Source organism: Pseudoalteromonas sp. Xi13 (genome assembly GCF_003952205.1).
GTDB lineage: Bacteria > Pseudomonadota > Gammaproteobacteria > Enterobacterales > Alteromonadaceae > Pseudoalteromonas > Pseudoalteromonas atlantica.
On record NZ_CP034439.1, the window covers coordinates 2,200,910 to 2,215,481 of the forward strand.

The window sequence follows — 14,572 nt, forward strand, 5'->3', positions numbered from 1 at the left end:
TTGTTACATCTTAAAACGCCTTGTAAACACTTTATTGCGTATTATTGCCTTGTCACCAAATATATGAAGGAATGCCTTGTGGCTACTAAAAAACAAATTTTATTACCAGTCGCGGTTTTAGCAGCCGGGATTGCACTCGCTTTTGGCCTTTCAGCCATGAAAACACCACCAGAAGAAAAACCAGAGCAAGACACTCGCCCACTTGTTGCTGCGCAAAACGTAAACATTGATGCAATAACGCTCGATGTTAAATCGTACGGCGTAGTAAAACCTAAAGACCGTACAGAGCTGGTTGCACAAGTAAGCGGGCAAGTTATTTCAGTAGCCGAACAATTTGTTGAAGGCGCGTTTGTTAAGCAAGGCGATATTTTAGCACGAATTGATCCAAATGATTACGAGGCCGATTTAATTGAGGCCGAAGCAGGCCTTGCCCAAGCAAGTTCAGCGCTTGAAATAGAACGCGCGCAAGCTCACGTAGCTAAAGCCGAATGGGAACGTATTAAATCAGACTCAAGCGATGCAATTGCATCGGAGCTTTATTTACGTAAACCACAACTTGCAGAAAAAATGGCAAACTTTCGCTCTGCCCAAGCCCGTGTAAAACGCACTAAACGTAATTTAGAACGCACGTACATCAAAGCCCCTTACGACGCTATAATAAACCAACGCACCATTAGCTTAGGCTCAGTGGTTAGTGCGGGTAGCAAGTTTGGCGAGCTAAGCGCTACCTCGGTTGCAGAGGTGCGTTTACCGGTTGCAGATAAAGAGCTGCAATACCTAGATAACGGCGGTATTGGCGCATTGGTTACACTTAATGCTGAATTTGCCGGCAAACAAACAACATGGCAAGCCAAGATTGTACGAAGCGAAGGTGTGGTTGATCAAACCAGCCGTATGAGCTATTTAGTTGCTCAGTTACCAACTCCGTACGCTGATAACACCAAACCACTGCGTTTTGGCTCTTATATAAATGCCACCATAAAAGGCCGCGCGCTTGATAACGCGATTATAGTGCCGCACCATTTAGTTAAAAATAACAAAATTGCTATTTTAAACGACGATCACACCCTAAGTTTTAAAACGCTTAATATTGTACGTGAACAAAACGGTATGGTGATTGCGAACCAAGGCTTAAACAGTGGTGAGCAACTTATTACCTCTGCCCTTGAATACCCAACAGAAGGCATGGCGGTTAAGCTAGAAGGCACTGAGCCTAAAAGCGATGTGACTCAATTAGCACTTAAAGAGGATACACCATGAGTACCTCAGAAAAAGGCTTAATTGCATGGTTTGCACGTAACCCAGTGGCGGCAAACCTCATCATGATTTTTATACTTATTGGCGGGCTTTTAACAGCGCTGACAATTCGTAAACAGGCATTTCCGCAATTTGAAAGTAACTGGGTGAGTATTGAAGCGGTATACCCAGGCGCAGCCCCGCAAGAGGTTGAAGAAGGTATAACGATAAAAATTGAAGAAAACCTTGAGGGTACCGAGGGTATAAAGCGTTTAATCACTTACTCTAACCGAGGTTATGCGCAAGCGTGGGTAGAAATAGAAGAAAAATACGACCTACAAGAAGCCCTAGACGAAATAAAAGCGCAAGTTGATTCTATCAATACCTTTCCGGCAGGAATGGAGCGCCCTGTTATTCAGCGTGAAAAATTTCAGCAAGAGGTGATGATCCTCGCGCTTTATGGCGACATGAGTTACTACCAGCTTAAAGAGCTAGGTAACGACATAAAAGATGAACTACTCGCCTTGCCTGGCGTTAATTTAGTCGACTTTTACAGTGGCCTAGATTACGAAATAGGCATAGAGATAAGCCCCGACAAACTACGTGAATATGGCCTAACTTTTAGAGATGTTTCAAGTGCGGTGCAAAATTTTTCTACCAATATGTCGGCAGGGCAAATTCGCTCTGACACTGGCTATATTTCAATGCGTGTTGAAAAACAAGCCTACCGTGGTGGTGAATTTGCAAAGCTTCCGCTTATAACGCTTGCCGATGGCGCACAGATTAACTTAGGCGATGTAGCGACGATTAATGATGGCTTTGAAGAAGGCTTACTTTACTCTAAATATAACGGTAAAAACTCACTCACGTTTGAAGTAGATGCCTCAAAAGATCAAGACATTACCGATGTAGCTAAAATTCTTAAAGGCTACATGGCAGAAAAACAATCGAAACTTCCACAAGGCGTAAAGCTCTCCCCTATTGTTGATTTAACTTACTACCTTGAAGGTCGACTCGATATGATGATCGACAACATGGTATGGGGCGGTATTTTAGTAATGATAGTGCTGGCACTGTTTTTACCGCTGCGTTTAGCTTTTTGGGTAATGATGGGCTTACCGGTGTCTTTTCTAGGTGCCTTTTTGTTTATGCCAATTGGCTTTTTAGACATCACCATAAACATGGTGTCGTTATTTGCCTTTATTATTGTACTTGGCATTGTGGTCGACGATGCCATAGTCGTGGGTGAGTCTGCCAGTGCCGAAATAGAAAAACACGGTCATAGCCTTGATAATGTTATTCGCGGAGTTAAGCGCGTTGCAATGCCTGCCACTTTTGGGGTTTTAACCACTATCGCGGCGTTTTTACCGCAAGCTATGGCATCGGGCCCAGGCGCTGCGTTTTCTAAAGCCATTGGTGTGGTTATTATATTGTGTTTGATTTTCTCGCTGATTGAATCAAAGCTAATATTACCTGCGCATATTGCAGCCATGAACCCACGTAAACCTAACCCTAAAAACCCATTACATAAACTGCGTAATGTGGTTGATAGTGGCTTAAAACACTTTGTACAAAACTATTACACGCCTTTTATAGGTCACTGTATACATTATCGTTATACCGTAATTATTGGCTTTTTATGTATATTAATAGTCAGTGCAGGTATGTTTGCAGGCGGCTTAGTTAAGTTTGTGCCTAACCCTAAAATACCGCATGATTTTCCACGTATTACGCTTGAAATGAACCTGGCCTCTTCGGAGCAAGCCACCCTTGAAACGGCCCGTAAAATAGAAGATGTTTTACTCAAAGTAGATAAAGAGCTTGAAGAGCAATACGGCCAAAGCATGATCCGCGATTTATCGGTAAGCTTACGTGGGCGTACTCAAGCAAACATTATGGCTATTTTAGTAGAGCCACACTTGCGCCCTATCGACACCTTTGCATTAAGCACCCTGTGGCGCGAACAAATGCCCCCGCTTCCAGGTGTTAAAACGCTTAATATTCAAGATAATATTTTTAGCGGCGGACGTGATGACGGCGACGTAAGTTTTAGGCTACAAGGCAAAGATGCCGATGAGCTAAAAGAAGTAGCCGGTAAATTAAAAGCTAAACTACAAAGCATGGAAGGTGTAGGCGATGTAAACGACTCACTGCAAAGTGCCACCGAAGAAGTACAGCTTGATTTAAAACCACTGGCCTACAGCATGGGACTTACACTTGCCGATGTTGCATCGCAAGTAAGCTTTAGTTACTACGGATTAGAAGCACAGCGTATTTTACGCGAAGGCGAAGAAATTAAAGTAATGATACGCTACCCAGAAAACGAGCGTAACTCAATTAGCAACATTCAAAGTGCGCGTATTATTACCCCAACCGGCGCAGAAGTACCGTTAAGCGAAGTAGCCGAAGTTAGGCTAGTAGATGGTGTAAACCGTATTCGCCGTGAAAACTCAAACCGTACTGTTAATGTGTGGGCAGCAGTAAATACTGACCAAGTTGAGCCATTTGCTATTGCACAAGAAATTCGCGATACCTATTTACCTTCACTGCTTAAAAGCTACCCAGGCGTTAAAAGTAATGTGGCTGGGCGCGTACAAGAAGAAATGGACAGCGCCGATGAGCAGTTACGCGACTTTGCTATATCGCTGATGATTATATTTGCCTTATTGGCCATTCCGCTTCGCTCTTACTCGCAGCCGCTTATTATTATGTCGGTTATTCCATTTGGTGTAGTAGGTGCAATGTTTGGTCACGTAATATTAGGTATGACCATGAGCGGGCTGTCTATGTTTGGCATTATTGCGGTAGCGGGCATAGTCGTAAACGACTCACTCGTAATGGTTGATTTTGTAAACAAAGCACGCGCAGAAGGCATGGCCGTAAAACAGGCCGTTATGCAGGCCGGTGCAAAGCGCTTTAGAGCTATATTGCTTACCTCAATCACTACATTTATTGGTGTAATGCCAATTATTATGGAAACCAGCTTACAGGCTAAAATAGTTATTCCTATGGCGGTATCGCTGGCCTTTGGTGTGCTATTTGCCACGGTAATTACTTTAATACTTATACCTTGCCAATACGTAGCACTAGAAGACGCTAAGCGCCTTACCCGTAAGCTACTTGGTAAATCGCAACCTATAAGTATTCAACCGGCACCCACTGCCAAATAATTAAAGTTTCTCTCCCAACCATTAAAGCTCGGCCTAATACGCCGAGCTTTTTATTGCCTGCATTATTAATAGTTTTTATAAAGTGTTTCAAATAAATTATGGGTAATTATTTTAATTATATCAGCGTATTATGCGCCCTCAATTTAAAGCATCGCTAACGCATTATAATTTTATTGCTTAGCATTAAGCTCACACCGCAATGGTTTTGAGCCGCTTGTCAGTTAAGTGCCCTCCACTTAGCTCTAATAATTAATTTAAAACACCTAAACATACTGCTATCCGCTTAAAGCGCTATGGCATCTAGTTTATTTATGCACCCTAAGGAACCCTATGTTTGATTTAATAAGCAAACGCAGCGCTAATTTAAAAAATGATGTATTAGCCGGCTTAACCGCTGTGCTTACGCTCATTCCCGAAGCTGTTGCGTTTACCTTTGTAGCGGGAATTGACCCAATGATGGGGCTTTATGGCTCGTTTTTTGTTGGCTTTATTACCGCCGTGTTTGGCGGCCGCCCAGGTATGATTTCGGGTGCTGCTGGCTCTATGGCTGTAGTCACCACCGCCTTTATTATTATGTTTGGGCTAGAGTACTTGCTGGCCGCCGTGGTATTAACCGGTGTGCTACAAGTTGTGTTTGGCGCTTTTAAAATGGGCAAATTTATTAGGCTGTTACCTCACCCTGTAATGCTTGGCTTTGTAAATGGCTTAGCTATTGTGATTGGTATGGCGCAATTTGGCCAATTTAAAGAAAACGTTCGCGTAGTTTACGATAAGCAACACGATATGTTTACCTACGCAGGCGATTGGATGCAACTAACCAGCCCAGCTATGCTTACCATGATGGGGCTAATTGCGTTAACCATGGCAATTGTGTATTTTTTACCGCGCTATACTAAAGCAATTCCTGCCCCTCTTGCTGCAATAGCAGTATGTACAGCGCTGGTCACCTTTACGCCACTTGAGTCAAAACTTGTTAGCGATGTTGTGCACACGCAGCGTACTTCAATGATTGAAAAAGAGATCATTACTGAAAACTTTGCAGCTATAAAAAATCAAGTACCTCATGGGCAATACAGCGAAGTGGCGCAAAATATTGCGCTTGAGCGCCCAACAGATGCCCAAATTACGGCTAAATGGCAAGAAAACGAAGCGCAAAAAGTAGCTGAGGGCTTAAAAGACACCATCGACCCACTTGATGGCAGTTTAAAAGGTGCATTACCGAGTTTTCACTTTCCGCAAATTAGTTGGGATTTAACCAATAGCGAATCGCTCGATGCACTTATTACCGTGCTCATGCTTGCGCTTATTTTGTCATCTGTGGGGCTAATAGAAACCCTTATGACGCTTTCGCTTATTGATGAAATAACACAAACCCGCGGGCAAGGTAATCGTGAGTCCGTAGCGCAAGGCTCGGGCAATATTTTAAGCGGTTTATTTGGTGGCATGTGTGGCTGCGCCATGATTGGCCAAAGCATGGTCTGTTTAAACTCAGGCGGACGAGGGCGTGCTGCAGGTATTGCTACCGCTTTATTTATGCTGGTATTTATTTTGTTTTTTCCAAGCTTAATTGAAATGATACCGGTGGCATCTTTAATTGGCGTTATGTTTATGGTGGTTATTGCTACGTTTGAGTGGTCATCTTTGCGCTTATTTGGCCGTGTTCCAAAGTCTGAAATATTTATCATTATTGTGGTATCTACCGTTACCGTATTGCTCGATTTAGCCGTAGCCGTAGGCATAGGTATTGTTATTTCTGCCTTGGTTTATGCATGGAACTCTGCAAAAGAAATCCGTATTCAATGTAGTGATGAATCGCAAAGCGAAAAAACCTATCAAGTAACGGGTAATCTATTTTTTGGCTCAATAACCTCGTTTAAAGAAGGATTTAATCCATATAACGACCCACAAAAAGTGTGTATAGATTTTGCCAATGCCAGAGTGTGCGACCAATCAGGTATTGAAGCCATACATGGTTTAAGTGAGCGTTATAAAGCATTAGATAAAACGTTGTGTTTGCGCCATTTGAGCCCAGAGTCTGCCAAGTTATTACAAAAAGCCGGTGATTTAGTTGAGGTTAACATTGTTGAAGACCCTAAATACCCTGTAGCCAACGACGCTATGGCGTAACACATCTCTTAGGTAACTCACTAAAAAAGCTCGGAATTTCCCGAGCTTTTTATTTTTAAGTCAATTGTTTAAATTATTTTAAGCTGGTAAGTTAAGCACGTATATGGACACCCACGCATAAAAGGATGTAACTATGCCACTTTTACAACTTATTCTATTTATTGTTTTTGCTGTGTTAACCACACTTGGTTTAAAAAGAATAACCGTAACTTAATGCTATTTGGCTTCATTGCTATATCGTTCACATTTGTAGGGCTCGACTTTTTGATAGGCGAAGATGAAAGGAAGTCAGGCATTAATTAATCAAAAAATTTTAGCTTGAAAATTAAAGGGACTTTAATGCGCTTATACATACTGATTATTTCTTTAGTTATTTTTTTAAGCGGGTGCCAGAGCTATATTGCTTATCAAATAACTAAGCCTCCGCAGAAAGTTCTCCCTAAAGAATTTGAGAGCTCTATCGCTTTATCTGGAGTACAAACCCATTACTGTAGCAGCGAAGTAGATTGTCTTGATTTTAGGTTTATCTCACCTAAGGATATCGAAAGCTACCTACTCGATGGTAATACACTTTCGTTAAGTTTGATTGTTGAAGGAAGCACTGAAGATGAGGTTTTTGAATACCAACTTACTTCAGATAATTTACCAAACAACCATAATAGCGGGCTTTTAATCATCTTTCCGGGGTATGGCGTAGACAGCTTGATTTACACCATGCAAGCAAGATGGCTTAGCCATGTCACTGGAAAAAATGTGATAGTGATGCCTGCAAGTAATCAATACGAGAAGTTTAGATTTGGTTTAAACTCGCTTGATGTGCTAGTCAATTATGTAAATAAAGAAAACTACACTGATATTTCCTTAATTAGTTACTCAATGGGCGCAATTGCGGGAGTTGAGTTGGCATCTAAGCTGAACATTAGTAAGCATATACTTTATGCCCCAATGATTAATTTTGAGGCCGCACTAAACACAATTGCTAACTTATCACACCCTATTTATAGCAAACTATTAGGCGATGATTATTTAAGCGAAGTCGCGGCTAAGATAATTGAAAAAAGTGAAGTACCTCTTACTAAACTCGATATATTAAATAATCTAAATAAGACCCCGCATGCTAGGCAAACTTACATCTTTTCAAGTAATACAGACAAAGTGAGTCCATATAATAGGTTGCTTACTCTTAACAACTCAAAAGTGAGCATGTATGAGGTAAAAGATTTAAATCACATTGAAATGGTTTCTTTAATTTCCACACAGCAAAGGAATGTGCTCCTTTGCTTGCTTGACGGATAACTTCAACAGTCCTAATAATTGAGAAAAATATTGCTCGTTTTTTATCCCTAATACGTTATGGTATTTAAATAATAAATATACATAGTAAAGTTAAGGAGCAGCCATGAATACCCCGCAATCAGATCATATCCCGCAAGAAGCCTTTGATTGGTACGACGAATACGCCCACGGTTTAATGGACCGACGTACATTTATGAAAAAACTAGGTGGGTTAGCTGCACTTGGTTTTTCAATGAGCGTACTAACCAGTGCCCTGTTACCTAATTATGCGTTTGCAGAGCAAGTATCATTTAACGATGATGATATTAAAGCCACCTACGAAGAATTTGATTCGCCAAACGGGCATGGTAAAGGCAAAGGCTACTTAGCAGTACCTAGCAAAATTGAAGGTAAACTACCGGTTGTATTAGTTATTCACGAAAACCGTGGTTTAAACCCATATATTAAAGATGTAGCAAGGCGCTTAGCCAAAAAAGGCTTTATTGCCTTTGCACCCGACGCACTCTTTGCGCTTGGTGGCTACCCGGGCAATGACGATGAAGGCCGCGCCATGCAAAAAACCATGGACAGAGCTAAAATTCAAAACGATTTTGTAGCTGGGGCTCACTTTTTAAAAAATCATTCTAATAGTAACGGCAAACTGGGAGCTGTAGGCTTTTGTTTTGGTGGTTATATTGTTAATTACTTAGCGGCGGTTGAGAGTGGCTTACTGAGCGCGGGCGTGCCTTTTTATGGCACACCTGCCAGTGAGTCACTGCACAAAAATATAAAAGCGCCTTTAATGATTCAATTAGGTGAGCTTGATAAACGCGTTAACGCTACATGGCCTGATTATGAAAAAAGCTTAAAAGCTAACAATGTTGAGTACATTATGCACATGTACGAAGGCGCTAATCATGGTTTCCATAACGACTCTACTGGGCGTTATGATGAGCAAAAAGCAGAACTTGCTTGGCAGCGTACCTTAGCGTTTTTTAATGAAAAACTAAGTTAACAATAAGGTAATGCCACCAGCTTGAAATGGGTGGCATTTTTTTTAGTTAATTTAGCTCTGTAATGTGTAAAAGCTCACCAGATGGTCCCCATAAATAAATCACTTTACCCCACGGCTCTTGTTTTATCCCTTCAAAGCGAATATCAAAGTGAGTTAACTTACTAATGGTGTTAAAGGCTTCGTTTATGTTTAATACGCACACTTGCAGCATTAAATTTTCAGCAAATTCTTGGTTGTAGTAACGTTGTAAAAACAAACTACATTCACCTGATGTTGCTATGCTTAAATCAGCTGATGCAGGCTCAATAGTAAAGCCAAGCGCCTGATAAAAGTCGCGCGATTCCTGATAATTTTTACACGGTACAAACACTCTAATATCATCAACTTGCATTATCAGTCCTTCATTAGCCAAGCACGCTTTTATCAATAATCCCTTTTGCAATAAGGGCTTTTAAAATACCGGCGCTTTTTTCTCTAAAGGCATCGCGAAGTAAGCGCACTGCCGGAGTGATTGACTGCCTACTTGGGCACACCAACCAAAGCTCTGTAGGCGTGGGTTTAAAGTTTGGCATAACACTTATGACATTACCGGCAAGTAAGTCATTAGACATATCTAAGCACGATTTAACCGCCAGCCCCTTGCCCGACACACACCAGCGCCTTACTAAATCGCCATCGTTAGCCGCATGGCCACCGTGCAATTTTACTTTAAACTCTTCGCTTGCATCGCTAAATACCCATACATCTTTAATTATATCTTGCAGTTGATAAAACAGCCCTTTATGTTCAGTTAAATCATGTGGATGAGCAGGCGTGCCATGTGTATCAAGGTAGCTTTGTGCTGCGCATAAAATACGCGGTACGTCGCAGATTTTAAAACCGTACATGCTGGCATCGTTAGGTTTACCATAACGCAGTGCAATGTCGACCGAGTCACGATAAAAGTCGATATTACTGTCGCTTATATTGGCGCGCAAGCTGAGCTGAGTGTGGGTTTGCATGAACTCGTCAAGCCAGGGGATCACAATGTTGCGCCCTAAATCAGAAGAAAGCGCAATACGCAGCTCGCCATCAATTATATCGTCATCGCTTTTAAGTGTATTTTTGGCTTGTTCAAGCATTGCCATTGCTTGCTGGCATTGCGGAATGTAACGCTCGCCGGCTGCAGAAAGCCTTAAATGGCGAGTGGTGCGTATAAATAGTTCAAAACCTAAAGCCTGCTCTACCCTTTTAACAGCAGCACTTGCTGTGGCGGTGCGCATATCTAAATTTGATGCTGCAGCAGTAATACTTTTAAACTCTGCCACTTTTAAAATTACCTGTAAGTCTTCTAAAAGCATTGTGTATTAATCCATTATCAACTTAATAATTTAATTATTATTTTTGGCAAAATTAAGCGCTTTAGGTTTGCTTACAGTGTATTGAGCAATCAAAAAGTGATTTTTTGTCTATTTATATTTGACAATGCTTATCTATTGCGCGGTTTATCAATATAAAGGCTAATATTACACTGTACCCAACAGCTAGTCACTAACCACTATTTATTAAATTAGGACAATCTTTAGGGCGTTTATTAGTAAACCCAGCTTTTGGGCATTAATAGTATGTTTAAAAAGCAAATTTGTTTAAAGCGAGCGCTCACCCTTTTAATTAACTAATATTATTTGATAAAGATTCAATTATTACCCTGTTTATTACATAAAAATTCTCACCTATTATTCACCTCATCGCAAGCGAAGTCATTTAGGCTATTAAAATCGCTTTACTCTAATTTTTAGCATAACGGGTATCACAGTATGAAACGATTAAAAACCACCTTAGCAATAGCAACCCTGTCATTAGCCGCAAGTGCTTTTTCAAGCGCCTATGCAGCAGACGTTGGCCCCCTTGAAACGGTGACTACTTTTAATAAATATCGCGGCGCAGGTATAACTATAACACCTGCAGGGCGAATGATTGTAAGCATGCATCCGCTTGATGCACCAAAAACGCGAGTAGTTGAAATTATGGCAAACGGTGCTCAACAACCTTTCCCTAACGAAGATTGGGCTGACGGCCCCGAGCTTGGCAAAGTAGGCCTTGCAGCCGTAATTGGCGTACATAGCGACAGCAAAGGTGTGGTGTGGATTCTAGACATGGGCAGCGAGCAAGTAGCTCCAAAACTAATTGCCTGGGACAGCGTTGCCAACACCTTAGTTAATACCATTGAATTAAATAAAGACGCTGTTCTTGATAACTCGTTTTTACAAGACTTTGTTATTGATGAACGTAACGACAAAATTTACATTGCCGATATGTCTTTCGGTAACTTTATGGGCGCCACTAAACCTGCGTTTATTGTTGTTGATTTAAAAACCGGCGAATCAACGCGTGTACTTGAGGGCAATGCAAAGCTAATGCCAGAGGAGCGCGATATTGTCATCGAAGCCTCTCCTGTTGCGTCTAAATCAGCAAAAGGTGAAACAACAAACCTACGTTTTGGTTTAAACCCAATTACTATTGATGATAAAAACGAATGGGTATACTTTGGCGCATTTACAGGCACTAGCGTGTATCGCATTCCAGCAAAAACACTTGCTAATAGTACGTATTCAGATGCTAAAAAAGCAAAAAGCATTGAAGTGTTTGGCCCTAAAAACCCAAGCGATGGCATGACCTACGCGCCAGGCGGCGGTATTTTAGTAACCGACCTTGAAAACAATGCCATTGGCTTAACAACTAAAGGCCACTACGAAATAATTGTTCAAGACAAACGATTATCATGGCCTGATAGCCTAGCAGTGAGCAATGGTTGGATTTATGTAACACAAGATCAGCTCCACCAGCACCCTGCATTTAGCCAAGGCTTTGGTAATGCAAAACCACCTTACGTATTAACGCGTTTTCGCTTTAATCAAAAATAATTAATTATTTTTATAAGCCAGCCATACCCGCTGGCTTTTTAGGAGTTAAGTTATGCTACTCGACACCCCTATTTGTGACTTTGGCTGGCAAGCGCCCAACTTTACGTTAAAAACCCCGCAAGGCGAGCCTTTTACCTTAGCCGACAACCTAGGCGAAAACGCCTTGTTAATCGTGTTTATTTGTAACCATTGCCCTTATGTGCAACGTATTGCAAGGCGCTTAAGCGAAGATACCGCGTTATTAATAAACGAAGGTATAAATGTGTTAGCTATTATGTCGAACGACTATAAAAGCGTCCCTGCTGACTCCCCAGCTAATATGGAAAAATTTGCTAAGCAGCACGGCTTTTTGTTTCCCTACCTTGTTGATGAAAACCAACGCGTAGGCAAACAGTATGGCGCGGTTTGCACGCCTGATTTTTTTGGTTTCAATAAACATGGGGCACTGCAATACCGTGGCCGCTTAGACGATGCAAAAATGAATAACGATGCACATCGCACTCCTGAGTTAGTTAATGCCATGCGCCAAATTGCGGCCACAGGCAAAGGTCCTGAGCAGCAAACACCCAGCATGGGCTGCTCTATAAAATGGAGTAATTCATTATGAGTACAGTACATTTAAAATTGGGCGTAACCGATTTATCGTTTCATCATGTAACGGCCTCTTTAGTGAGCCATGTTTTAACTGATATGGGCTTTAACGTTGAGCGTATTTATGCGCCGCATCAAGATAACTTTAAAAACCTTAAATCTGGTGAAGTAGATTTACTCGCCTCAGCATGGCTACCTTCAAGCCACGGTATTTATAAAGCCGATGTTGAACAAGTTATGCCACTCGTTGAGCTTGGCTTACATTATGAGCCTTATGCACACTGGGGCGTACCAGATTACGTACCGCAAAGTGCAGTGAACGAAATTAGTGATTTGTTAAAACCAGACGTGCTTTTAAAAATGCAAAAAACAATTCAGGGCATTAATGCCGGTGCTGGTATTACCCGTTTTTCTATTAATATGATGAAAGAATATGGGCTGACGAGCGCAGGGTATGAGTTTTTAACCGGCACAGAGCATGACTGTTTTAGCGCGTTTGAAAACGCCGTCGCCACCCAAACCTGGTGCGTAGTACCGTTATGGAAGCCACAATTTTTGCATTACAAGCACACAATACGTGAGCTTAAAGAACCACAAGGGTTACTTGGCGTTGTTGATAGAGCTGTTTTACTCCTACGTGAAGATAAACAAGCGCTGTTTAACCAAGCACAGTTAAACACCCTTGATAAATTACGCTTTTCAAATGAGATCATTGCCGAGCTTGACTATAAAGTATGCAAAAACTTACAACCACTCGATGACGTAACGCGTAATTGGCTTAATAACAATCCAATTAAAAAGTAATTTGTGCTTTGTTTTTTTAAAAAAGGCTCAATATAGACACTACTTGGCTAAAATAGCCACTTAACGGAGATAACCATGACCCATCCAATTATTAATGATTTAGAAAAACGTTATACAACTAAACGCTACACAACCAAGCGTATTCCTCAAGATGATCTAGATGTAATTTACGAAGCTATGCGTCTTTCTCCTTCATCTATTAACTCGCAGCCGTGGAAATTTATTGTTATTGAATCAGACGAAGCTAAAGAGCGTATGCACTCTACGTTTGCTAATAAATTTCAATTTAATCAGCCTCATATTAAAACTGCATCGCACGTTATTTTATTTGCTTACAACCCTAAATATAAACGTGATGACTACGCACAAGTCATTGATGCAGACATTAAAAATGGCCGTACTCAAAGTGAAAACCGCGAACAAGCATTTGGTGCGTTTGCTTTTGTTGATATGAATACCGATGAGCAAGGCAACAATGCAATGTGGACCAAAGCGCAAACTTACATTGCCCTGGGCAACACAATGCACGCCGCAGCACGCTTAGGCGTTGATTCAACACCTATGGAAGGTGTAGATGCACAGCTTATTGGTGAAGTGTTTGAACAAGAGCTCGATGGCTATATTTGTGATGTAGCATTGGTACTTGGCTACCACGATGACACTGAAGATTATAACGCTAAGTTACCTAAATCTCGCTTAGCAAAAGAGCAAGTTATTCAGGTTTTATAAAAACCTATTAAAAAAGCTTAGCGCTAATGAGTGCTAAGCTTTTATATTCATTTTATTTTTTAGCAATAGCTTGCAGTACCGACGCTAAACCTGTGTGGTATGTGCCTTCAAACACTTCTCGCTTTAGCTCTTCTAAATGTATAAAGCTAAGCTCGGTTAAGTCATCTTGTAAGTCGCTTTTTGAGGTTTTAGTATCGACACTTGGGCCGCCTCCGGTATTATAATTTACTTGCTCAGGCGTATAGGCCTCAAGTAAAAACACCCCACCTGGCTTTAAACCTTTAACAGCGCGCTTATATACCGCTGAACGCAAGGCACTTGGTAAAGGGCAATAAATAGACACTACTGCATCCCATTTTTCTTTTTCGAAATCAAACTTCGCTAAATCGGCGTGTACAAGCTCAATGTTTACGTTGTGCTCTTTGGCAAGCTTTGCCGCTTTTTCAAGCCCTACTTTTGAGCCATCAACCGCGGTAACGCTGTAACCCATTTTTGCTAAAAATACCGCATTTCGCCCCTCACCTTCGGCTAAGCTAATAACATTGCCTTTAGGTAATTGCTTATAGTGCTCGGCTAAAAAATCGTTTGGCTGTTTGCCATAAGCGTATTGCTGAGTGTTATACCTTTCATCCCACATAATAGCTCCTGGTATTATTTTGCGTATTCATAGCGTTGAATAAGCCTGCTTAATAATTCCACTAATAATATGTAGTGTAAATAGG

The 14,572-nt window shown here is 41.3% G+C and carries 12 protein-coding genes; 9 read left to right on the forward strand and 3 right to left on the reverse strand.

The annotated features are described in order from the left end of the window. The first annotated feature begins 78 nt into the window (after positions 1-78). The 5 genes from EJ103_RS09875 to EJ103_RS09895 all read left to right on the forward strand — a co-directional run bounded on the left by EJ103_RS09875 (position 79) and on the right by EJ103_RS09895 (position 8,823). A complete protein-coding gene (locus tag EJ103_RS09875) occupies positions 79-1,260 on the forward strand; it encodes an efflux RND transporter periplasmic adaptor subunit (RefSeq protein WP_126007461.1) in 1,182 nt (393 codons plus the stop codon). Then, a complete protein-coding gene (locus EJ103_RS09880) occupies positions 1,257-4,406 on the forward strand; it encodes an efflux RND transporter permease subunit (RefSeq protein ID WP_126007463.1) in 3,150 nt (1,049 codons plus the stop codon). The genes EJ103_RS09875 and EJ103_RS09880 overlap by 4 nt, the downstream gene beginning before the upstream one ends. A 330-nt stretch (positions 4,407-4,736) precedes the next feature. Continuing rightward, on the forward strand, positions 4,737-6,533 hold the full coding sequence (locus EJ103_RS09885) for a SulP family inorganic anion transporter (RefSeq protein ID WP_054983127.1): 1,797 nt from the start codon (positions 4,737-4,739) through the stop codon (positions 6,531-6,533). A 339-nt stretch (positions 6,534-6,872) separates the two neighbouring features. Next, positions 6,873-7,829 carry an alpha/beta hydrolase gene (locus EJ103_RS09890; protein WP_126007465.1) on the forward strand — a complete coding sequence of 319 codons (957 nt, stop codon included), beginning with the start codon at positions 6,873-6,875 and terminating at the stop codon, positions 7,827-7,829. A gap of 103 nt (positions 7,830-7,932) precedes the next feature. Next, positions 7,933-8,823 carry a dienelactone hydrolase family protein gene (locus EJ103_RS09895; RefSeq protein WP_126007467.1) on the forward strand — a complete coding sequence of 297 codons (891 nt, stop codon included), beginning with the start codon at positions 7,933-7,935 and terminating at the stop codon, positions 8,821-8,823. Between the two features lie 46 nt (positions 8,824-8,869). Here the strand turns inward: EJ103_RS09895 and EJ103_RS09900 are convergent, their stop codons facing one another. Then, on the reverse strand, positions 8,870-9,214 hold the full coding sequence (locus EJ103_RS09900; RefSeq protein WP_126007469.1) for a lactoylglutathione lyase: 345 nt from the start codon (positions 9,212-9,214) through the stop codon (positions 8,870-8,872). A gap of 13 nt (positions 9,215-9,227) precedes the next feature. Then, a complete protein-coding gene (locus EJ103_RS09905; RefSeq protein ID WP_054983125.1) occupies positions 9,228-10,163 on the reverse strand; it encodes a LysR family transcriptional regulator in 936 nt (311 codons plus the stop codon). 456 nt (positions 10,164-10,619) lie between these two features. Between EJ103_RS09905 and EJ103_RS09910 the strand changes: the two genes are divergently transcribed. The 4 genes from EJ103_RS09910 to EJ103_RS09925 all read left to right on the forward strand — a co-directional run bounded on the left by EJ103_RS09910 (position 10,620) and on the right by EJ103_RS09925 (position 13,850). Next, on the forward strand, positions 10,620-11,726 hold the full coding sequence (locus EJ103_RS09910; protein WP_126007471.1) for an L-dopachrome tautomerase-related protein: 1,107 nt from the start codon (positions 10,620-10,622) through the stop codon (positions 11,724-11,726). A 52-nt stretch (positions 11,727-11,778) separates the two neighbouring features. Further along, the gene (locus tag EJ103_RS09915; RefSeq protein ID WP_126007473.1) at positions 11,779-12,333 is read left to right on the forward strand and encodes a thioredoxin family protein; all 555 of its coding nucleotides are present in this window, start codon (positions 11,779-11,781) and stop codon (positions 12,331-12,333) included. Further along, positions 12,330-13,121 carry a glycine betaine ABC transporter substrate-binding protein gene (locus tag EJ103_RS09920; RefSeq protein ID WP_126007475.1) on the forward strand — a complete coding sequence of 264 codons (792 nt, stop codon included), beginning with the start codon at positions 12,330-12,332 and terminating at the stop codon, positions 13,119-13,121. Before EJ103_RS09915 ends, EJ103_RS09920 begins: the two co-directional genes overlap by 4 nt. A gap of 75 nt (positions 13,122-13,196) precedes the next feature. Then, complete coding sequence (locus EJ103_RS09925; RefSeq protein WP_054983121.1) at positions 13,197-13,850, forward strand: nitroreductase family protein; 654 nt, start codon at positions 13,197-13,199, stop codon at positions 13,848-13,850. A 52-nt stretch (positions 13,851-13,902) separates the two neighbouring features. Here the strand turns inward: EJ103_RS09925 and EJ103_RS09930 are convergent, their stop codons facing one another. Further along, entirely contained in the window at positions 13,903-14,487 is a 585-nt protein-coding gene (locus EJ103_RS09930; RefSeq protein ID WP_126007477.1) for a class I SAM-dependent methyltransferase, read from the reverse strand. Between the last annotated feature and the right edge of the window lie 85 nt (positions 14,488-14,572).

Coding starts and splice junctions, on each gene's coding strand:
- EJ103_RS09895 (WP_126007467.1), top strand. CDS start 7,933: ATGAATACCCCGCAATCAGATCATATCCCGCAAGAAGCCTTTGATTGG.
- EJ103_RS09900 (WP_126007469.1), bottom strand. CDS start 9,214: ATGCAAGTTGATGATATTAGAGTGTTTGTACCGTGTAAAAATTATCAG.
- EJ103_RS09880 (WP_126007463.1), top strand. CDS start 1,257: ATGAGTACCTCAGAAAAAGGCTTAATTGCATGGTTTGCACGTAACCCA.
- EJ103_RS09930 (WP_126007477.1), bottom strand. CDS start 14,487: ATGTGGGATGAAAGGTATAACACTCAGCAATACGCTTATGGCAAACAG.
- EJ103_RS09915 (WP_126007473.1), top strand. CDS start 11,779: ATGCTACTCGACACCCCTATTTGTGACTTTGGCTGGCAAGCGCCCAAC.
- EJ103_RS09885 (WP_054983127.1), top strand. CDS start 4,737: ATGTTTGATTTAATAAGCAAACGCAGCGCTAATTTAAAAAATGATGTA.
- EJ103_RS09905 (WP_054983125.1), bottom strand. CDS start 10,163: ATGCTTTTAGAAGACTTACAGGTAATTTTAAAAGTGGCAGAGTTTAAA.
- EJ103_RS09890 (WP_126007465.1), top strand. CDS start 6,873: ATGCGCTTATACATACTGATTATTTCTTTAGTTATTTTTTTAAGCGGG.
- EJ103_RS09920 (WP_126007475.1), top strand. CDS start 12,330: ATGAGTACAGTACATTTAAAATTGGGCGTAACCGATTTATCGTTTCAT.
- EJ103_RS09925 (WP_054983121.1), top strand. CDS start 13,197: ATGACCCATCCAATTATTAATGATTTAGAAAAACGTTATACAACTAAA.
- EJ103_RS09910 (WP_126007471.1), top strand. CDS start 10,620: ATGAAACGATTAAAAACCACCTTAGCAATAGCAACCCTGTCATTAGCC.